This window comes from Pararhodobacter sp. SW119, from assembly GCF_017811755.1.
Classification (GTDB): Bacteria; Pseudomonadota; Alphaproteobacteria; order Rhodobacterales; family Rhodobacteraceae; genus Pararhodobacter.
The window spans coordinates 1-19,595 of sequence record NZ_JADDJF010000033.1 but is presented as its reverse complement, the minus strand read 5'-3'; the positions used below and the strand labels follow the sequence as shown (position 1 = coordinate 19,595).

Annotated in this window: 15 protein-coding genes and 3 pseudogenes; 10 read left to right on the top strand and 8 right to left on the bottom strand. The window is 63.6% G+C overall.

The features are described from left to right. Nucleotides 1-59 precede the first annotated feature (59 nt). The gene (locus tag IM708_RS15380) at nucleotides 60-725 is read right to left on the bottom strand and encodes a metalloregulator ArsR/SmtB family transcription factor (protein WP_209427467.1); all 666 of its coding nucleotides are present in this window, start codon (nucleotides 723-725) and stop codon (nucleotides 60-62) included. A gap of 110 nt (nucleotides 726-835) precedes the next feature. Between IM708_RS15380 and IM708_RS15375 the strand changes: the two are divergent. The 6 genes and pseudogenes from IM708_RS15375 to IM708_RS21700 form a co-directional block, all read left to right on the top strand. Further along, nucleotides 836-1,069: pseudogene (locus IM708_RS15375) on the top strand (sterol desaturase family protein); the annotation flags it as partial. Continuing rightward, nucleotides 1,066-2,370 carry an MFS transporter gene (locus tag IM708_RS15370; protein ID WP_209427466.1) on the top strand — a complete coding sequence of 435 codons (1,305 nt, stop codon included), beginning with the start codon at nucleotides 1,066-1,068 and terminating at the stop codon, nucleotides 2,368-2,370. The pseudogene IM708_RS15375 and the gene IM708_RS15370, both read left to right, overlap by 4 nt. Further along, nucleotides 2,367-2,720, top strand: coding sequence for a DsrE family protein (locus IM708_RS15365; RefSeq protein ID WP_209427465.1), 354 nt, complete (start codon nucleotides 2,367-2,369; stop codon nucleotides 2,718-2,720). Before IM708_RS15370 ends, IM708_RS15365 begins: the two co-directional genes overlap by 4 nt. Next, entirely contained in the window at nucleotides 2,720-3,025 is a 306-nt protein-coding gene (locus tag IM708_RS15360) for a rhodanese-like domain-containing protein (RefSeq protein WP_209427464.1), read from the top strand. Before IM708_RS15365 ends, IM708_RS15360 begins: the two co-directional genes overlap by 1 nt. 28 nt (nucleotides 3,026-3,053) lie before the next feature. After that, on the top strand, nucleotides 3,054-4,331 hold the full coding sequence (locus IM708_RS15355) for a cysteine desulfurase family protein (protein ID WP_209427463.1): 1,278 nt from the start codon (nucleotides 3,054-3,056) through the stop codon (nucleotides 4,329-4,331). A gap of 182 nt (nucleotides 4,332-4,513) precedes the next feature. Further along, complete coding sequence (locus IM708_RS21700; protein WP_209427484.1) at nucleotides 4,514-6,358, top strand: helicase-related protein; 1,845 nt, start codon at nucleotides 4,514-4,516, stop codon at nucleotides 6,356-6,358. Between the two features lie 38 nt (nucleotides 6,359-6,396). Here the strand turns inward: IM708_RS21700 and IM708_RS21330 are convergent. After that, nucleotides 6,397-6,594: pseudogene (locus IM708_RS21330) on the bottom strand (IS1595 family transposase); the annotation flags it as partial. On the opposite strand from IM708_RS21330, the gene IM708_RS15345 reads away from it, so the two are divergent. Both IM708_RS15345 and IM708_RS15340 read left to right on the top strand, forming a co-directional pair. After that, nucleotides 6,500-6,769 (top strand): rhodanese-like domain-containing protein, encoded by a 270-nt coding sequence (locus tag IM708_RS15345; RefSeq protein WP_245243229.1) that lies wholly within the window; start codon nucleotides 6,500-6,502, stop codon nucleotides 6,767-6,769. The pseudogene IM708_RS21330 and the gene IM708_RS15345 overlap by 95 nt on opposite strands. 502 nt (nucleotides 6,770-7,271) lie before the next feature. Next, nucleotides 7,272-8,129 carry an endonuclease/exonuclease/phosphatase family protein gene (locus tag IM708_RS15340; RefSeq protein WP_209427461.1) on the top strand — a complete coding sequence of 286 codons (858 nt, stop codon included), beginning with the start codon at nucleotides 7,272-7,274 and terminating at the stop codon, nucleotides 8,127-8,129. Between the two features lie 1,025 nt (nucleotides 8,130-9,154). On the opposite strand, the gene IM708_RS15335 is transcribed toward IM708_RS15340, so the two are convergent. Together IM708_RS15335 and IM708_RS15330 are read right to left on the bottom strand one after the other, a co-directional pair. Then, nucleotides 9,155-10,009 carry a viperin family antiviral radical SAM protein gene (locus IM708_RS15335; protein WP_209427460.1) on the bottom strand — a complete coding sequence of 285 codons (855 nt, stop codon included), beginning with the start codon at nucleotides 10,007-10,009 and terminating at the stop codon, nucleotides 9,155-9,157. Between the two features lie 284 nt (nucleotides 10,010-10,293). After that, nucleotides 10,294-10,998, bottom strand: a pseudogene (locus IM708_RS15330) (IS256 family transposase); the annotation flags it as partial. A gap of 18 nt (nucleotides 10,999-11,016) precedes the next feature. Here IM708_RS15330 and IM708_RS15325 point away from each other — a divergent pair. Further along, nucleotides 11,017-12,282, top strand: coding sequence for a hypothetical protein (locus tag IM708_RS15325; RefSeq protein WP_209427458.1), 1,266 nt, complete (start codon nucleotides 11,017-11,019; stop codon nucleotides 12,280-12,282). 446 nt (nucleotides 12,283-12,728) lie between these two features. Then, complete coding sequence (locus IM708_RS15320) at nucleotides 12,729-15,641, top strand: hypothetical protein (protein WP_209427457.1); 2,913 nt, start codon at nucleotides 12,729-12,731, stop codon at nucleotides 15,639-15,641. A gap of 835 nt (nucleotides 15,642-16,476) precedes the next feature. On the opposite strand, the gene IM708_RS15315 is transcribed toward IM708_RS15320, so the two are convergent. From IM708_RS15315 to IM708_RS15300, 4 genes are all read right to left on the bottom strand, one after another. Beyond that, nucleotides 16,477-16,902, bottom strand: a complete 426-nt coding sequence (locus IM708_RS15315; RefSeq protein WP_209427456.1) for a hypothetical protein — start codon at nucleotides 16,900-16,902, stop codon at nucleotides 16,477-16,479. Further along, nucleotides 16,899-17,459, bottom strand: a complete 561-nt coding sequence (locus IM708_RS15310) for a hypothetical protein (protein ID WP_209427455.1) — start codon at nucleotides 17,457-17,459, stop codon at nucleotides 16,899-16,901. The genes IM708_RS15315 and IM708_RS15310 overlap by 4 nt, the downstream gene beginning before the upstream one ends. A gap of 130 nt (nucleotides 17,460-17,589) precedes the next feature. Continuing rightward, the gene (locus tag IM708_RS15305; protein WP_209427454.1) at nucleotides 17,590-17,976 is read right to left on the bottom strand and encodes a hypothetical protein; all 387 of its coding nucleotides are present in this window, start codon (nucleotides 17,974-17,976) and stop codon (nucleotides 17,590-17,592) included. 817 nt (nucleotides 17,977-18,793) lie between these two features. Further along, the gene (locus IM708_RS15300) at nucleotides 18,794-19,036 is read right to left on the bottom strand and encodes a hypothetical protein (RefSeq protein WP_209427453.1); all 243 of its coding nucleotides are present in this window, start codon (nucleotides 19,034-19,036) and stop codon (nucleotides 18,794-18,796) included. Between the last annotated feature and the right edge of the window lie 559 nt (nucleotides 19,037-19,595).

Sequence of the window (19,595 nt, the reverse complement as noted above, 5' to 3'; positions counted from 1 at the left end):
TATGCTCGATCATTATGCAGGTGCAGCAACGCACCCGGCCCTTGGGCGGACCGGGCAATTCAAGTCGGTGCGGACAAGGTCGGCCTTCCGTCCTCGCGCCATTCTGGCAGGCCTCCGTCGAGCCGCCGGGCGTTGAGGCCGCGCTTGCGAAGCGCTGCAACCGCTTGGTGAGCGTAGACGCAATAGGGGCCGCGGCAATAGGCGACGATCTCCGCATCGGGCGGGAGCATGACGAGCATCTGCTCCAGCTCTGCAAGTGTCGCGTTGAGCGCGCCTGGGATGTGGCCGGCGGCGTATTCGTCTGCCGGTCTGACATCCAGCACGATGACCGAGTTTTCCGCGAGCCGCGCGGCCAGGTCGGCGCGGCTGACCGGTTCGGGGGCTTCCTCGCCACCCGAGAGGCCGCGCAGGATGCGCTCGACCTGTGCGAGGTTCCGCTCGGCCACGATGCGCAGGAGATCCATCAGCGCCAGCGTCTTCGCATCCGTGAGCCGGTAGATCACCGACTTTCCCTCGCGGCGGCTGGTGACCAGCGCGGCGCGCCGCAGCTGTTGCAAGTGCTGCGAGCAGTTGGCGAGGGTCAGGCCGGTCTTTTCCGCAATCGTCTCCACGCCGCGCTCGCCTTGCGCCAGTTGCTCGAGGATCGAAAGCCGCGCCGGCGCGGACAGGGCGCGAGCTACCAGGGCGTATTCCTCGAGAAGGGCTGCCTTCGGGCTGATTGACACCGCGTGCCTCCTGACGATAGATCATTCAAGTGATGTCTTGAATAATAGCGATTCTGTCGCGTTCCACAAGCCGGACGGCTCGCGCCATGTTCGAAGCCATCCTCGTCGCCGATCCGCGGGAGACCAACTCGCATTACGGCTTCAACCTGCCGTGGTGGGACCTGCTGCTGGGAACCTACGTCGCTCAGGCAGCCAAGGGGCACGAGGGGATGGAGATCGGGATCGAGCAGTTCCGCACGCGCCGCGACCTCTTGCTCGACCGGATGCTGATCCAGCCCCTCCGCGGCCCGGCGAGCGGCGGTGCGCTCGACCCGCGCATCTCGACGAAGGAGCCCGCCGAATGACTGCAAGCGATCTTCAGCGCGGCATCCGCGAAAACCTCGTACAGGTCTCGCATCAACTGATCCAGGTGATGCTGGTCGGCTTCGCTATCGGCATGACGCGCACCGTCGTCCCGGCGCTGGCAGAAAGCGAGTTCGGGCTCGAGCGAGGGTCGTTCCTGCTGCTGGCGTCCTTCGTGGTGGCCTTCGGCGCGGTGAAGGCGGTGATGAACTTCGTCGCCGGGCGCTGGTCGGAGCGGATCGGGCGCAAGCGGGTGCTGTTCTGGGGTTGGGTCGTGGCGCTGCCGATCCCGGTGATGATCTGGTATGCGCCCGACTGGAACTGGATCGTCGCCGCGACCGTGCTGCTGGGCGTCAATCAGGGCCTCTGCTGGTCGATGACGCAGACCGCAAAACTCGACATCACGAAGGCTGAAGAACGCGGGCTTACCATGGGGCTCAACGAGTTCTCCGGCTATGTCGGCGTGGCGATCGCGGGCATCCTGACCGCCTATGCTGCCGAGTGGTTGGGCGCGCGGACGGGGCTCCTTGTCTTCGGCATGGCCGTGGTCCTTCTGGCGCTGTTGCTCACCGTGGTCTGGGTGAAGGACACGCTCCCCTGGGCCAAGGCGGAGACCGCAGCGCACAAGGCCGCGCCGCCGAAATCGCTGCCGCGCTATCCGCGGGACGTGTCCGAGCACCCCACCACGGGCGAGGTCTTCGCACTGATGAGCTGGCGCGACCGCCGCCTTTTCGCGATCTCCCAGGCGGGGCTGGTCGAGAAGTTCGTCGACGCGCTGGTCTGGGCGCTGTTCCCGGTCTTCCTCGTCAGCCAGGGCGCCAGCCTTACGGAGGTTGGCTGGATTGTCGGTGTCTACGGGCTCACATGGGGCGGCTCGCAGCTTGTCACCGGGCGGCTGTCGGACCATGTCGGCCGGTTCTGGCCCAATGTGCTGGGCATGTGGATCTGCGGCGCGGGCGTGGCGATGGTGGTGCTGGGCACCGGTGCGCTCTGGTGGTCGCTCTCGGCCGGCGTCGCGGGCTTCGGCATGGCGCTGCTTTACCCCAACCTCTCGGCGGCGGTGGCGGACATCACGCCACCCGCATGGCGCGGCTCGGCCATCGGCATCTACCGCTTCTGGCGCGACCTCGGCTACGCCATCGGCGCCTTCGGCCTCGGCCTTGCCGCAAGCCTGACCGGCGCTGCGGAGGCGGCCTTCTGGTTCGTCGCGATCTCGATGTTCGTGTCCGGCGCCGTGCTCTTCTGGCTCGGCGAGGAAACCCACCCGCGGCTCAACCCCGCCGCTGAAGGAGCACCCGCATGAAGCATCTGATCCTGCTGAACGACCCGCCCTACGGCACGGAGCGCAGCTTCAATGGTCTGCGCATGGCCCATGCGCTGACCAAGAACGACCCGGAGGCCGAGGTCAGGGTCTTCCTGATGGCCGACGCGGTTCTCTGCGCCAAGGCCGGGCAGAAGACGCCGGATGGCTACTACAACCTCGAGCGCATGCTCCGTCGTGTGCTGTCCGCCAAGGGGCGCGTCCTGATGTGCGGCACCTGCATGGACGCCCGCGGCCTCACTGAGGGCGACATGATAGAGGGGGCAAGCCGCTCGACCATGGACGAACTCGCCCAGGCGACGCTCGCCGCCGACAAGGTCTTGGTGTTCTGATGGTGGAGATGCTCACGCTGGCCGCCCTCGCGGCCGATCCGGATCGCTTCCACCTGATCGATGTGCGCGACGCCGATGACCACGCGGCCACCCACGTGACTGGCGCCGTGCACATCCCGCTGGCTGCACTCGAAGCTCGGGTGGGCGAAATTCCTGCCGGCAAGACACCCGTGACCATCTGCGGCAAGGGCGGCGGCCGCTCCACCGAAGGCGCCGGCATGCTGAAAAAGCTTGGCCACCCGGACGCACTCTGGCTCGAGGGCGGCACGACCGGCTGGCTCGCCATACACAAGCAGGACAGTTAGACGATCCGACGTGAAAGGCGACGCGGACATGCACGATATCTATCTGGATTTCAACGCCAGCACTCCGGTCGCCCCCGAAGTCGCCGACATCATGCGCCATGCCCTGGAGACCGGGCACGGCAATCCTTCCAGCAGCCACTGGGCCGGGGCTCCTGCCCGCCAGATGGTGGCCAATGCCAGGGTCCAGGTCGCGGCGCTTGTCGGCTGCGCGCCGCGGGAGATCGTGTTCACAAGCGGGGGCAGCGAAGCGAACAACCACGCGCTGAAGGGCGTCTTTTTCGCCAGCGGCAAGGAACGGCCGCATTTCGTCACGTCGAGTGCCGAGCATCCGGCCATCGTGGCGCCGCTTCGGTTCCTTGAGCGCCTCGGCGCGCGGCTGACATGGCTGCCGGTCGATGGCACGGGGCTCGTCGATCCCGACGACCTGCGGCGCGCGATCAAGAGTGACACCGTACTCGTCACCATCATGCACGCCAATAATGAGACGGGAACGATCCAACCCATTGCGGAGTGCGCGGCGATTGCGCAAGAGTACGGCGTTCGCTTCCACACCGATGCCGCGCAGTCGGTTGGCAAAATCCCGACTCGGGTCGACGAACTCGGCGTCGATCTGCTGACGATGGCCGGGCACAAGTTCCATGCCCCGAAGGGCGTCGGCGCGCTCTTCATCCGTGACGGCCTACAACTGGAACCGTTCATCCATGGCGCCGGGCACGAAGGCGGCCGTCGAGCCGGTACGGAAAGCGCGCTGCTCACAGCAGCACTCGGCGTGGCCGCCAGCCTTGCCGCCGACCTTACACCCTTGGTGGAGGTGCAAAGCCTGCGGGACCGCTTGTGGGATGGGCTCTCGGAGGCCTTCGGCGACGGGGTCGTCCTCAACGGCCATCCCGAGCGCCGCCTTCCCAACACGCTGAACGTCGCCTTCGGCGGGCGCGTCGGCGCTGAGATCCTCGCCGCCATGCCGGAGGTCGCGGCCTCGACCGGGTCTGCCTGTCATTCGGGACGGGTCGAGCTATCTCCGGTGCTGGAGGCGATGGGCGTTACGCCGCAGGTCGGCATGGGCGCGATCCGTTTCAGCCTCGGCCGCGCCACCACCATAGACGAGGTCGAACACGTCTTGGCGAGGCGCCGGAGAAGGTGTCGGAGGTCGTCGTCGGCGGACTCACCGCCGAGGATGGCGAGAGCCCGGCGTACAAGCTCCTGGTCTGCCGCAATTGCGGCGAACCCTATATCGAGGGCTGGCACGTCGAGGGCGAGGTACGCCCTGCGCTCGAGCGCAATGCAAGGCGTCTGGTCCTGCGCCTGATCGACGGGCCGGAGGCGATCGAGATCGACGAGGAAACGGGCGAGGTCGTGGAGGATGACGAGCGCCTGCCGTCGATCGCCATCGATCCGGCGACCGGAATTCTCGTCGGTGACGACGAGCCCGACGCGGTGCGGCTCGAGCCGGCGCCGCTCAGGGAAGACGAGGACGAGCGCGCTTTCTACATGAAGAAGTGCCTGGCCTGCGGCTACGCGCCGCGGCGCTATGCCGAGCCGATTACCGGCATTCATCCGGGCGACGATGCCTTCGCCGCGGTCTGCGGGCAGGCGCTTCTCGAGGCCCTGCCGCCGCGCAAGCCGGCCGAGGATCACCCGATGAAGGCGCGCAACCTGCTCACCTTCTCGGACAATCGTCAGGACGCGGCGTTCTTCGCGCCGTTCTTCGAGCGCACCTCGCGCGAGCAGGCGATCCGCGCCGCGATCCTGGCGGTGGTCGCGAAAAGCGGCCACATCGATCTGCCGAACCTCGTCACCGCGGTGCGCCGACGGCTCGACGCGCAGGGCCTGCGCCTCTACTCGGGCGGGATCACCTCGGCGCGGGAGACGGGCGAGAACGAGGAGATCCGGCTCAAGGGGCTGATCGTGGCCGAGCTCACCGTGCTCGCGCGATTGCGCACCTCGCTCGAGGGGTTCGGACTGATCTCGGTCGACTATACGCATCTCGATCGTGCCAGCCAGGCCATCGCCGCAACGCTTCCCGAGGCCCTGAAGCCGCATGCCGAGGCGATCGCGCGCTTCTTCCTCAAGGCGGCACGCACTCACCGGGCAATATCCAAGGTGCCCGACCACGGCATTCGCCTCGACGACGATTCGATCTGGACGTCGGCCTTCGCCCAGGAGAACCGCGCAATCGCGCGCGAGCGCAACCCGCGCAGCGACCTGGTCATGGGCTACCTGCCGGCGGCGAAGCGCACCAACCGGTTCACCTGGTTCCTCGAGGAGTGCCTGGGCCTCACGCCGGTGGCGGCGCGCGACGTGATCGACGCCTTCTTCAGGGCGGTGATGTCGGCGCGCAGCATGTGCGCCGGGCACGGCAAGGGGCTCGGCCTGAAGCTCGACAACTCGCTCGTCGTCGCCGACGGGCGCGACGTACCCCTCTATCGTTGCGCAAGCTGCGGGGCACGGACGCAGTTCGACACCGCCGGGAAGTGCCAGTCCTACAAGTGCGGCGGTGAGCTGAGCGAGCTCTCGCGCGCCGAGCGCGACGCGATCGAGGCGGCAAACCACTACGTCCGCCGCTACCGCGAGACGCCGCTTCTCGGCATCGCGCGCGAGCATACCGCGGCGATCTCGACCGAGCTGCGGGGCGTGATCGAGCAGCAGTTCAAGGAGGGCGAGGTCAACCTTCTTTCCTGCACGACGACCATGGAGATGGGTGTCGATCTGGGTGACCTCGAGGCGGTCCTGTGCAAGAACGTGCCGCCGAACATCGCCAACTACCAGCAGCGCGCCGGCCGCGCCGGGCGTCGCGCCCAGGTGGCGCCGATCGTGCTGACGACGGCGCGCAGCTCGCGCTACGACCAGGCGAAGTTCCGGGAGTTCGAGGAATATCTCGCCGAGAAACCCTCGGTCCCCTACCTGTCGCTCGACAACGCGAACTTCTTCCAGCGCCACCAGATGGCGACGATGCTCGCGGGCTTTCTCGGACACCGCCTGCGGGAGATGACCCGCAGCGGCACGCCGCGCCTGTCCTCAGGATCGATTCGCGGATGGCTCGGCGGATCAATCGCTTCTGTGCCCTCGCGCTCATTGGGTTCGTCGGCCTGGCAATGGTGGCCGGGTCATGATGCGTATCATCGCCCTCCTCTGCGAGATCGGCGTGTCCGACCGCTGCGTCGAGCAGGTCCACGACTTCGTGCCGCGCCTGCCCATCGCCTGCATCTTCGCCGCCGGCCCCGAACTGGAACGGCTGACGCCCGAAGGCTGGACGATCGTCCGCGTCAGATGCGCCACGGCGCCGAGGCCGGGCGGGCGTTAGAGCCGCAACCGTGGTTGACGCGGATGCGCTGATTGGCGGCATCCTGTCGCGAGGCACTGCAATCCCGGCCTCACGGCCACCTGAGGCCCCATTCGGGCGTGCGGCGCATCTGGCGCCCCACTGCGATGCACAACAGTCCCCGCATCTGTTCGACGACGGGGATGGGCTACCATATGGTCGTGGTCGTCTTTCCCGGCTTGCTGGAGGAGGATTTCTGTGTTCGCACCTTTGTCTCCGGCAGCCTGTGGTTCCATCGCCACAGGATTTCCGAGCTGGACCCCGGCCAGGAGATCGTCGCTTATTGCCGCGGGCCTTACTGCGTCTTTTCCTTCGAGGCCGTCGCCGAGTTGCGCGAACGCGGCTTCATTGTGCGCCGGCTCAATGACGGCCTGCCCGAATGGAAGACGGCAGGGCTGCCCGTGGTGGTCGAGCCGCAAGGCTGACAGGCCGCCAAGGGCGCTCGGCCAGCTCCGCCCGCCGGCGCCCGAGCATTTCCTCGCGCCAGGTTTTCAGGCCGCGCCAGGCGAAGAAGGCCGCGGCCGCCGCCGCGATCGCGGTGACCGCCCCGGCTATCGCCCCGAAGGCGCGGCGCCCGCGCCGCCGGACCGTCTGCCGATGCCCGTCCGCTCATTGGGCGACAGAAAGTCAGAATGTGATGGCCGGTCAGCTGAGGGCACAGCTACAGCTGGTGATGCCACTACAGCCGAGAGCGTGTCCTGACGATCTCGCCCCCCGTTGCGGTGTCACCCAGGTCCGTCAGCACCCGCGCGGCAGGCAGGCTTGGATCGGGTGGAGGTGCGTCTGCGGCAATTCAAGGCTTCCCAGGTCATTGCCGCGTGGTTTACCTTAGTCTCGCGGACAGGAAGGTCGGGGCATGGTCCGGATTCCGGGCGCGTCGACGGCGTTCCGATTTAAGCACGAGGATTGGCAACAGGAGATTTTACGATGCGGACGATCATTCTGGCATTCGCCCTCTGCCTGCCCGGCCTCGCAGGCGCCGACACGATCAGGATCGCCAGCTGGAACATCGAGCATCTGGTCGCCGAGGAGATGCGCGGCTGCCGACCGAGAACGGAGGGAGAATTCCAGCGCGTGCGTGACGTGATCGAGGAGGTCGGCGCCGATATCTGGCTGTTGCAAGAAGTCGAGAGCGAGGCGGCGCTCCACCGTATCTTCGATCCTAATGAACACGTTTTCCATGTCGAAACCCGCAGCCCTCGCGCCTCCTACCCGGAATGTCGAAACATGCCGGGCGAGCGTCTGGCGATGCAGGCGACCGCAGTGGTGGTGCGCGACGGCATCGCGCATGAGCGCCTGCCCGATCTCGACGCGCTCGACATTGGCGGGCAGGGCCGCTTGCGCCATGGCGTCACGATACGGCTCGCTGGCGAGCAGCCGCTTAACATCCTGAATGTCCACCTCCGGTCGGGTTGCTTCGAAGGAGTCGGGCGCCAAGCCTGCGGCGATGTCTTCGCGCAGTTGCCGGTCCTGCGGGCCTGGCTGGATGAGCAAGATGGCCCCGCGCTTCTCGGCGGTGACATCAACCGCCGATTGGAGGTCGAGGGAGACGTATTCTGGACCCTGCTCAACGAATACGACGATCTACACATTGCCGGCGCTGGCATCCGCCCGCAGTGTTTCGCTCGGTTCACGGAGTTCATCGATTTCCTGATCCTCGACGACGCGACTATTACGGCGAAAAGACTCGGCTCCTTCGCCGAGACGACCTTCTCCGGGCCGGAGGAGGATTTTCCTTCGGACCATTGCCCCGTCTCGATCGAGCTTGACCTTGGCCGGCTCTGAGGCCGGCGCGACGTCGTCGCGCCCCATTCCGGGCCAACGCCGACTATGGGGCGCCTCTAAAAGATACCGAACCTCATAACGATCTTATGAAAGCTCAAAACTCTATCGCGGAACTTCGGCCGCTTATTCGGATTTGCATGCAGCCAATCGGTGTCTGGCTAACCAGCGCTTGGCGGCCAGGTAGCTTCAGGTCAGGGGCACATTTTTTTCTTCTTCGTGTCGAACCTACTTCTTGTTTGGGACAAGTCCGCTGCACACAGAACCCAACAAGGAAAACTCCAATGACCGAAGAACCCGCGAATGAAGCTACTCACCAAGACTTGGTCTCGCGCACTCGCGTCTTGCGCACCGCTCCGGCAAACCCAATGCCCGAGAGGCCGGACGAACGGGTATGCCGCCTCGTTCTCGCGGGGCGACTCACGGTCGAAGACGGCGTCAAGTGCTTGTCAACCAGTGAAAAGATTGCGGTCTTACTCGCCTTCGGGCGGCAGGATCTTCTCCCCCGGGAATATGACGACTTCCGTTCCGCCTGGAGGCGCCTGGATGATCGGCAGCGGCGGCTGGTTGATGCATCGGCAAGGGCCCGGTGGAAGGGCAAGGATGAAGGAGGGGTCTGCTAACTCCCACAGTCGAGCTTGTTAAGACTCGGCGAAAATTTCTCGGGGGTTCCTTCTGGCGCCCTTTTTCTGGCGCTACGCATGCCCTCAAATGCCGTCAGCAGATTCGAAAGTCGTCGCGAGTTCGTCACCGCCTCTCGCAGGCAGGTCGCACAGCTCGCGGGGGACGAGGCGAAGATCACAGCCATACCTATTAAAAGGGTGAAAAAAATCGCAGGACATGAAACTCAATTCACGACCGATCCTGGGGTTCTTGAGTGACCCGTTGCGGCGTCGTCCGCGCGGGCTCACTCTATGGGAAAGGGGCATTGCCGTTCGCGGGTGCCAGCGCAGCGGGACCGCTTTCGACGAAAAAAGCCTATAGGCGCGACTGCGTGGCAGCCGTTGCCGCACACCATAGAGGGGATGTCAGTACCTGCTCGCATAGGTCTCGGCATCAAACTCAACCCCCCTGAGAGCGCCTGCGGCCCCCACCTGAACAACAGGCGCGCTCGACAGATAGCCATTCCCGTCGCGTTGGTAAAAGCACCCTTCGGGATTCAGCATGAGATAGGAACGGTGCATGTCGATGTTGTCTTCGGGTACGATGCGACCGGGAGCATCACGATGGCGCGCCAGAAACGCCGCGAACTCATCATCCCCTATTCCTCGCTGCTCCGCGCCGTGGATTGGGATGACGCGCAAGGCCTTCCACCTATCCGGCCGCAGTTCCCGAAGCCCGGCCGACAGGTCTTCATCAACGTTTTCCCGGCAGACGACGGTGTTGATCTTCAGCATCGTGCCGGGCGACACTTCTCTGAACAGGGCAAAGATCTGGGCGAACCGGTCGAAAGTGACCTGCCGCCCCCTGTTGTCCTGCCTACCTATATTCCGGTTTCGGCCGGCGTCGAAACTGTCGATGCTGAACCCCGCCACTGAGATCTTCGGGCCGAAGGCCCTGATGAAGTCATCGGTCAGAAGAGCCCCGTTGCTGATGAAGGAGGGACACAGTCCCATCTCAAACGCGAGGGAAATGGCAGAGCCGAGATCCTTTTCAAGAAACGGCTCGCCACCGGCAAAGTTCAGACGGATTCTGTCAGCGACCACCGAAATGGTCAGGAAGTCGATCCTTGCACCCTTGAGTGTACTCAGTTCGCGCAGAATCTCTGCGTAATCCCGCGAGAATCTGGATCGTTGACCGTACTTCGCGTAGCAAAAATAGCAGTCGTAGTTGCATGCCTCAAGGATGTGCCAGTTTATCGTCAGCTCTGGGATGCGCAGCATCAATGACCTTTCAGGATAAAGTGTTCATTGCAATATCGAGATTGTTGGCCATGAGCTTTCCATCCGCAATCATGAACCCGAGCAGCCGCCCCGACCTCACCGCATCATAGTCGTGATACTCTGAATAGCGATCATTGCTAAGAATAAATGTTTTTCCGATTATCCACCAGAAAAGGCGGTAGCCCCGATAACCCACTGACGCTTAGCGCCTTCTTCAGGTAGTGTCCCATGAAGTGGTGTAGGAACTGGCGTCCACCTGCTTCTTCATAGCTGGTGTTGCTCGTTCACTGTGCGGCGATCATCGTCGCCGCTTCGGTATCGTTGCATATAGCGGTCAGCTTTTCCACCGGCATGTATCGGCGCGAGACGGCCCATTCATCGTTCTGCTCCAGCATGAGCGCGCCGACGAGCCGGATGACGGCTTCGCGGTTGGGGAATATCCCGACGACGTTGGTGCGTCGCTTGATCTCCTTGTTGACGCGCTCCAGCGGGTTGGTGCTGTGTAGCTTCGAGCGCAGGCTCTCGTCGAAGGCCATGTAGGCCAGCACGTCATGCTCCGCCTCGTCCATGAGCTCTGCAACATCGCGGAACCGGTCGCGCAGGCTGTCGGCGACCTCACGCCAGCGGGCATGGGCCTGGTCGCGGTCCTTCTCGGCGAAGACGGTCTTCACCACGGCGCTGACCACGGGCTTGTTGGTCTTGCCCACGCGGGCGAGCAGGTTGCGCTGGAAGTGCACGCGGCAGCGCTGCCACCCTGCGCCCAGAACCTTGCGCGAAGCGGCCTTCAGGCCCTCATGGGCATCGCTGATCACCAGTTGCACGCCCCGCAGGCCACGCCGTGTGAGCGAGCGGAGAAAGTCGGCCCAGAAGGTCTCGGCTTCGGACGGCATGACGGTGATCCCGAGGATCTCGCGCCGCCCGTCGGTGTTGACCGCCACGGCCACTATCACCGCCATTGAGACGATCCGCCCGCCCTCACGCAGCTTGACGTTGCCCGCCGATCTTACATGCTCCACGACATCGTCTACCACGCACCTTGGTTGCACGCGCATATTGCGGACTGGGTCATTGGCTGGCTGGAAGCAAACTCCGCACGCAACGCCGATCTGCTCCGTCAGGCGATCCTTATTGCTAAGAGCACAGCCGATGGCGATAGGCTTTCTGCCCTCGCGCGCGCGAAGATAGAGTTACAGGCTCCCATTGCCGAGCAGTCGATCTGGTTCGCGCTATGGGTCGACATCGACGTTGACCACGCACTCCCCGGTCTGGAAACTTGGCTTGGTTCCCTGCCCGCCGCAGAGGCATCGACGGCAGCACAGCACTTCATCACCGAACTCCTCGGAAGTCGCCACAGGGAGAACCTAAGGACCGGATTCGACAGTTTTCGGACACCAGCTCACCTGAAGCACTTGTATATGCTCATGCACCAGCACATCAGAGTGAATGAGGACATTAACCGGGCTGCGGGCGGCGTTTACTCGCCAGGCCTGCGCGACGACGCCCAAGATGCGCGTGACAGTTTGTTCAAAATGCTTTGCGACATCCCTGGGAAGGAGACTTACGTCGCCCTAAGAGAGTTGGCCGAAGGTCATCCGAGTGCATCCTCTCGTGCTTGGATGCTCCGCGTGGCGTGCGAACGTGCCGAGAACGACGGCGACATCGAGGACTGGTCGGATGCACAGTTGCGCGAGTTCTACGCCGATCAGTCGATGACACCTGCAACGAACGCCCAGCTCTTTTTGATCGCCATCCAACGGCTGATCGATATCCGGTCGTGGTTGGAGGACGGTGACGACAGTCCGTACCAGACATGGCAGCGGGTGGAAGCCGAAACGGAGATGAGAAACCTCATCGCTGGCCATCTACGTGGTCTTTCAAACGGTCGATACAGCTGCGCACAAGAGAACGAGATGCCGAACGCGCAGCGACCCGACATCTGGGTCCAAAGACCGGGCCTTATATCGGTTCCAATAGAGCTGAAGCTTCTCGACAATCGTTGGACGGGACCGGAGCTCTGCGAGCGGCTCCGAAACCAACTCGCCGGCGACTACCTTCGCGATGAAGGCGGTGGCCGCGGTGTCATGCTGCTCATCTGGCAAGGGCGCGCACCCGAACGTAGGTGGCAAATCGGCGGTCGTCTGATCGATCTCGACGGTCTCGAAGATGCCCTACAAGAATACTGGCATTCGATTGCTCGTAACTGGCCAGCCGTCGATGGGGTCAAGATCATAGTCATCGATCTTGCGCGTCGCGGGCACCGATCGAGCACTTAGGATCGTTAGTCGCTCTGGGTTCCGTAGGAGTGACTGTGCGCAATCGTTGAGAGGGATAGTCAAGACATCGCCGCTCCTTGATCAGGGCTCCGAACTCATCTGACAGTGGCAAGCGCAATCTTCCCGAATCGATGCGGCGCTCAGAGACTCGCGGGTGCGCATGGATGCGGCAACCGGCGAAGGTGGGTTGATCACCTCCCATCAGGGCAGCACCCCTCCAGAATTTCCAGTATTCTATGACTTCATCGGCCGCGCTTGACGCGAGTCACGCTCCACGGGCGCCGCTTATGATCCGATTTCGTTGTTTTGATGAGGCGCTCGAGTGAGCTGACTTCGGATACCCCCAAGATCTTTCGCTTAGGAGCATCGGCGCTGCTGTGATATCATGGGCAAGTCAGAGTGATCTCGGTGCATCCGCACGCCGAGACACGATGCGGGGGAACCCCATGAAAAATTCGTACGGCATCCGCCCTGCCTGCCTGGCAGCCCTTCTATGCATGAGCGGGGGCGGCGCTCACGCCTATGTCGATGGCGCCGGTTCGGATTTCATCGTCGATGCACCCTGGCGCACCATTCGCGATTACGTGCCGGTCCTGTTCTTTGCGCCGGACGTCAGGGGCGTGACGATCGAGCGATTGTCGCTCTCGATGTTCGATCTCGTGCGCGACGTCGCGACCGGGGAGATCTTCGCCGACAGTCTCTCGGGCGAGGATCGTCTCAGCTGCACCGGCCGCGGCGAGCGCCATGATATCCGGCTGATCGATGACCAGGGCCGCGTCAGGCAGCCGATGCAGGCGGGCGAGGTCGCCTCGCACTGGCACTATATCGCCCAGATCCCGACCGCCTGCCTCGGTCAGGCAGGACGCGTGGGGGAGCCGGGGGTGCACCATCTCCAGGGCCGGATCGAGCTTGCCGACGGCAAGATCATCACCCGCGTGCTGCGCGTCGTGGTCGATCCGGACGCCGGCCTGCCGTTCTTCCATCCCATGGATCAGTATTTCGACGGTCACTTCCACACGATCGCGGAGCAGACCAGAGGCAACATTCTCGACATCGACACGGCCCTAAAGGCCTTCGGCGGGCCGCTCGTGATGATGGTCGAATCGGCTTACGCGATCGGCATGCTGGGTCGCGGGATCGAACGCGGCGACTGGGCATCATTTCGCAACAGACTTGCCGTTACAGATCACAACGTCTTCTATTCCGGGAGGCTATTCGATCGCGGAGGGGCGCCGCGGTTCGGCCCCACCCGGGGACTTGATGGGCACGAGGAGGAGTTTCACTGGCACCGCGAGACCTTCGGCGACCTCGCCGGCGAGGAACTGACCCTCAGCGGCACCGGCCGGCTCATTGCCTCCGGGGTCGCCGACTATGGCAGCCACATGCTGGCCTTTGGCGGGCCGCATCTGGATGGGCCCTGGCATGGCGGGGGCCTGCGGCTCGACGAGGCCGTGAAGCCGGAGCTGAAGCCCTATTCGAACATTCCCGGCCTGGATGCACTGGCCCTCATCCTGCTGAGGGCCCTCGCCGAGGTCCCTGAAGGCGTCAGCAATCCATGGGACATGGCGGCGGCGCTGTCGACGATCGGCTCAACGAACGGCTTCAGCTTCGCCGCCCACCCGTTTCAGAACAGGTTCGGCTGGCCGCGGGAATATTTCGACATCGCGCTCGGATACAGCATGTTCGGCGCCACACGATCGGATGGCGCGCAGGTGACGGCAGATGGCCATGGGTTCGTGTTCAAGGGAATCCAGGTCTGGAACGGCAAGGAGGAATTCGCGACCGATGAGCGCCTCTCGACGCACATGCTCGACAGCCTCAATCCGTTCAGTCCCGTGGGCGCGGGTCGATTCGTCAGTCGCGTCTCCCCGATCGATCCTGATCGGAACTGGCTGACCGGCATCGAGGGCGGCTACGCCGAATACCTCGACCATGTGGCGGCGGGACTGCGTTTTTCCTTCGACGACCGGCGGGGATTCCGCTTCTCCCGCAAGATATTCATGGTCGCCGGGACCGACGCCCATGGGGATTTCAACTTCGCCACCGGCATTCCCGCTTCGGTGATCCCGGAGGTCCTGGAGAATTTCGAGGTGGCGGGCAGGACGGTGCTCGACCTGATCGGGAGAGAGGGTGTGCCGATCGTCTCCATGGATTCCAACGCTTTCGGCAGGGTTCGGACCTATACCCTGGTGGAGGATCGCCAGATCCGACCGGGGGATGCCGTGACGGAGGATGACGCGGCGCCGTTCGTTGTCGGTGCCGAAGGGGAGTTCCACTCCGACGCGGCGGGCACGCAAGGGGCCGAGGCCTTCGCGTCGGGCAACTCGGTGATGACCGACGGCCCGATCTGCATCTTTCACCTCGATGCCAATTGTCGCTTCGACTCCACGATCGACGCCAGCGCATGGCACGATGCGACCTGCCAGTTCGAGAACGCCGATGGCGCCATCGGCGGCGCCGGTCGGTTTGATGGCGGCCGCACGGCCCTGATCCCGCGACACTTCATTGGCGACGAACACCAGGTCGCGATTCAAACCCGCTGGAAGGGACGCAATCCCTACTTGTATTCACAACAGGACAACAGCGACATGGCGCTGGAGCTCATCCTTCGAACGCCTGGTTCACGCGGAGAGCGCGCCCTGCCTGCCGGGATCGAGGGACGCGCAATGGTGACGATGGATGACGGTTTCCTGACGCCGAGGCGGGTCAACGATCCTGCGGCCGTGTTGCTGCGCGGCATGCGCGGCGAAGGTGTGGAGATGTCCATGTGCCTCACCAACCCGATCTGGATGGTGCCATACAGCCTGAATATTACCGCCCCCGATCGCTGCCCGATCGCCCCCGGTGCGCTGAGGATCATTGCGCAGTTCGGCGCCTCGATGGAGCCCACCATCCGCGAGCCCTGCACCGAATGCGTCGTCGGGGACGGGCGCCCCTACTTCGGTGCCGAGGTGGTGCTGTATGCGCTCGACGGCCAGGGGCGCAATACCGGCGACCCGGTGCATCTGCGTCGCGAGAGATGGGGGCCCTTCAACCCGACGCCCTCCGGGGCGAGAGTCGAGAACGCGGTCCTGATCGCCAGCAACGCCTCGACGATCCGCTGCTCGGCAGGCTGGGATGCGGAGAGCCACAGTCCGCGGCGCCAGTCGAGTTCCTATGCCGTCATGATCCGCGACCTTCATGACATGAATCTCAACCGCATGAATGATATCGGCCAGGCGTTTTCAACACTCACGCCGTTCGCCAACGACAACGTAGCGCCCGAGCCGGGCCCTGTGGCCCCGGCAGGCCGGGTGATACCGTCGCGCCCCGTTGCGCCCGATGCCGCCGTGGGAGGGACTCGCGCGACGGAGGACTGAAGGCCATTGAAGATGGATTGGCGGCCTGACGGCCTCCTGATCCGCTGCAAGCGGTCCTTAGAACTTATTCGCCGCGGCAAGAGGTGTCGCTCTGGTCAGTCTGCCGAAGAGATCTGGTAGTAGGGAGTGGACATGATCGTCGGACGGTCCGAGACCACCCGAGCAAGCTCATTGCCAGGTGTGTCGTAGCTTTCGCGCCGCCAAGGTGGCTATCTCGTTCATTCGCTGAAGTGATCACATAAAGTGCCACGAGCGCGGAATTCCAGCGCCGTTGACGGTGTGATCCTGGGTAGCCATTGAGGTGCATGATCGAGGAAGAGCGTGTCGGCTTCCGGTTTACCCCTATAGCTGAAGATCTGCCGGTAGTACGGATGGGACGACCGTTTCATTGGTTTACAGCGAATGCGTAAGTTATTGATCCTAAGTGCGCATCGCGCCGGCCGGTTTACAAAATTAATGAGTGTTTCCAAAAATCTCCGCGGATTGCAAATCCGTGTAGACCGGTTCGATTTCTGTACCCGCCTCCATCCGAGGGCGGTACACTCTTGAGAAAGCGTTGCTTTCAAGTGAAAGGCGCGCGGTGGCGACCGCAACCTTGATCCGTCAGCCGCTCGTGCGCCCCGGCGACAAATTCGTGGTCATAATGTACTGGACTTGGCTTTGCAAGCCGTCGCGTTCACGTCGGGAATGGCGCCGCCGGCTGGAAAAGCTGGTTGGGCGCGGCGGCCCTATGCAGCAGAAGGATTTCGCCGCCGCGCCTGCTGCCGTTGATCCAGCCGACAGCTCGGGCCACTGGCCCTCAAGGGGTGGCGCCGACGCGGGGCGCCACCGGTTTTCAGTCGTTCGTCATCGTGCCGGCAAGCGATTGTGCTCGTGCCGTATCGAGTACGCGTGCGATCGCTTGTCCGAGCTTTCGCAGGTCCACCACAACAGGCAAAAGCGCGCGCGCCTGCTCATCGCAGTGAACGACCGTGTAGCCACCCTGGACGTGATGCTCGTCGGCTTCCCAGCCGACATGCGTTCCCGCGGAAATCGCCCGCTCGAGTACATCGATGAACGCGTCGAGGTCGTTGAGCCGCGACTCTACGATAATGCCGTCCCGCTCCAGTTCCCGCGCGAGCCATTCGGCGAACGTGCGCCGCGCGGGCGGCAGGGCCGGAATTACTACGTCGAGAACTTGTTCTCGCACGGATCGCGCGAGGCCGAGCACCTCGTTAATCGCCTTGGCGAGTTCATCGAATCCTGCGCCAGACATGCTCATGCCGATGCCCTCGGCTTTCGCGCCAACCGCTTGCGTTTTCGTCTTTCAACGATGAACGGGCGTGCAACCTCCCTTCGGGTCGAGTGCCGCCGGCGTAGCGCGCTCGGAGTCTTCGGCAATCCTTCCTGCGGGCTGTGAAGTCGCACTTGCAACTCGCGCAACCGCTCGCGCGCGGCATCCGACAGGCGTCCCATGATGGGGGTTGCGGTGTTTGGGTGGATCAGAAATGCGCTGTCATTGAGCGGCACAGTGACCCGCTGCAAAAGCAGGAAGCGCGTCGGTTGGGCCAGCCCGGCGAGGCGAATTTCTTCAGGCGAAGTGACCTGAAGCTCAGCAACGTGAGGCAGAAACGAACGTGCCGCGCAGCCGAGCGCGAGAACGGCGTACTGCCGACCGACGACCTTGCAGACCTCCAGGATGAGGCATGGCCGCGGTGCCGGGGTCACGCGGAGGTTGGCACTCGGCAGGGGGAACAAGCAACACACCACGTCGCCGACCGCGAGCCGTTTCTGCCACGGCGCGCCATTCGCACGGATGTTCACACTTGGAATAAGCATTTCGGTCTCCTTGACGCAAGCCCCGCGGCACCTGCCGCGTGTTCGTGTTGCTGGCGTCGTCAAGGGCCATCGGGTGGAGAAACCGACGGCCAAGGGCGCTCTTCGCGGAGCGCCTCGTGTTTTTCTGTGGCTATGCGGTGATGCGCAGTCCGGATCGGACGAGTGCCTCGGTATAGCTGTCGGTCAGAAGGCATATCGTCTCGACGACCGGATCAGCCGGATCGATCATCGCGAAATTTCCCGCTTCCTCGCGGTTTTCGTCGTGCACATTCTCGAGCGCGAGGAGCGCCCGTAATGCTTCCAGCGCCCGATGTGTCGATGCGGAGATCTGCCGATCGACGGCAAGACGCTCTATGAGCGTATGTGCCAGTTGCTTGCCGCGGCGGCCACCGAGCAGCGCCGCTGCGCCAACGAGCCCGTCGGCGTTCTCGGCCGCGAACTTGTGGATCGGAGAGGCGGCGGCGGTCGGTGGGGCGTCGCCAGCCGTGTCGCAAACGGCCTGAGTGTTGTCGAACATGGTCTTCTCCCGTTCGTGGTCCGGCTCAGGGCCGGGTCAAGCTACCCTCCTTTTTCCGTTTTCCTGTTTCCGGCAGGATGTGTCGATCTGGCCCTCGCATGGAGGGGCCGGATCGACGCAGCTGCCTGCATGATTCCGTCAGTTGCTGTCAGCCACCTTCCTTGGAAGGCGTATGCCGATACTTGCCAGGCGGACACATCTTTGCATCCTCTGCGGCCGCCGAGGGGCATGGACACAAATTGCATAGCAAGCGCCTTGTGGGGGCCGAGCTCGAACGTTTGTCTGGATGGCAGGTTTCAGCTCGACCACTGCTGCCGTCGCAGTTGATACTTTGTGGGTTTCGCCGTGGATATTGCAGCACGCCGTGTTGAGCTCCAGCCCTTTGCAATAAATGTTGCAGTCTGCCGGGGACCGCTTCGAGCCCAAACTGACCGCGGAGCGCAATTGGAAGTTTGCATGCGCAGCTTGACCCGCTTCAATGCGACCGGCCCAATCCGGACACGATACGTGCCGTTCGTGCTACAGTGCAGCATTTCCCAGGCAGTCATCCGACAGTCTGCGCAGCACGATAGTGTTCTCAGAACAGCAAGTCGGGGAATCACCACAAGCCCCCGATCGCCGATGCTCAGATACCTCATTGGGTTGCGCAACCGGGCCCTCCTGGACCTTGGTGATCTATTCCTTCGCCCGGATCGGCGTGGCCTGCTCGAGATCACCGGCGCCTCACAATCTGGAATCTTGGCTGCTCGACTACATCAAGGCGGCCGTCATAGTCGAGGACTGGCAGGGTTGGCTGTTCCGCATCTTGGGTTCCCCTCTACTCGACTATGGCGACGAGGCGGGCCTCGTCGTAGAAAGCCTTGGCCGCCGCCGCTGCGGCTTCAACCGTGTCATACCGGCCGAGGAAGGTGGTGCGGTCATGCGCGCCGTCATAAAGGACGCGAACCTCGTATTCCTTGTTGCGGCTTACGATGAAGGGCAGTCGCCACCAAGCCAGTAGCTCTTCGATGCTACGGTCGGCGTGGCTCCCGTCCACCGGTGGGTTCTTCGGGTCAACCAAGATCCCGTCTACCACGCGTTCGGCAGGCAAGCGCCTTACGCCCACAGCAGTCTCTGTTTTCCATTTCATGTTCTGCAATTTGCAATCCTTCCAGAGCGGCACCCACCTCACTTTTTTGCGCAACCTACGGCGAATTATCACGCGCAACAACGAACCACAAACCGCGCGGCCCGCTCTTCGATGCGGGAGAGTCAGAAACCGGCCGTGCGTCATCCGCGCTCTCGTTGAGAGGAGCGCGGATGACCGGAACGATCAACGTATCAGCTGGAAGGGGGTCCGTAACGATGGACCCCGACCAAGAACCACCATCAGGGGCCCGTCGCTTCCCGGGCTGCCCAGGTCGCGTCGAGCACCTGCGCGACCGTCCCATACAGCTTCCGCAGCGTAGCCACCCCCCGAGCCAGGACTTGTGCATCGGGCGTCCGGCTCTCGTGCATCCGGGGTTCGAGACTAACGTCGTGCGGGTCGTCGCTGAACGCGAGGAAACGGGTCGTACCGGCGTCGGAGCCATTCCGACTTGTAGGACACTAACAGGTCAGAGGCGTTAGCATGTAGGGTT

Excerpts from the sequence above, each read along its gene's own strand:
- IM708_RS15370 (WP_209427466.1), top strand. The coding sequence starts at position 1,066 with ATGACTGCAAGCGATCTTCAGCGCGGCATCCGCGAAAACCTCGTACAG.
- IM708_RS15365 (WP_209427465.1), top strand. The coding sequence starts at position 2,367 with ATGAAGCATCTGATCCTGCTGAACGACCCGCCCTACGGCACGGAGCGC.
- IM708_RS15360 (WP_209427464.1), top strand. The coding sequence starts at position 2,720 with ATGGTGGAGATGCTCACGCTGGCCGCCCTCGCGGCCGATCCGGATCGC.
- IM708_RS15355 (WP_209427463.1), top strand. The coding sequence starts at position 3,054 with ATGCACGATATCTATCTGGATTTCAACGCCAGCACTCCGGTCGCCCCC.
- IM708_RS21700 (WP_209427484.1), top strand. The coding sequence starts at position 4,514 with ATGAAGAAGTGCCTGGCCTGCGGCTACGCGCCGCGGCGCTATGCCGAG.
- IM708_RS15345 (WP_245243229.1), top strand. The coding sequence starts at position 6,500 with ATGGTCGTGGTCGTCTTTCCCGGCTTGCTGGAGGAGGATTTCTGTGTT.
- IM708_RS15340 (WP_209427461.1), top strand. The coding sequence starts at position 7,272 with ATGCGGACGATCATTCTGGCATTCGCCCTCTGCCTGCCCGGCCTCGCA.
- IM708_RS15335 (WP_209427460.1), bottom strand. The coding sequence starts at position 10,009 with ATGCTGCGCATCCCAGAGCTGACGATAAACTGGCACATCCTTGAGGCA.
- IM708_RS15325 (WP_209427458.1), top strand. The coding sequence starts at position 11,017 with ATGCTCCACGACATCGTCTACCACGCACCTTGGTTGCACGCGCATATT.
- IM708_RS15320 (WP_209427457.1), top strand. The coding sequence starts at position 12,729 with ATGAAAAATTCGTACGGCATCCGCCCTGCCTGCCTGGCAGCCCTTCTA.
- IM708_RS15315 (WP_209427456.1), bottom strand. The coding sequence starts at position 16,902 with ATGAGCATGTCTGGCGCAGGATTCGATGAACTCGCCAAGGCGATTAAC.
- IM708_RS15310 (WP_209427455.1), bottom strand. The coding sequence starts at position 17,459 with ATGCTTATTCCAAGTGTGAACATCCGTGCGAATGGCGCGCCGTGGCAG.
- IM708_RS15305 (WP_209427454.1), bottom strand. The coding sequence starts at position 17,976 with ATGTTCGACAACACTCAGGCCGTTTGCGACACGGCTGGCGACGCCCCA.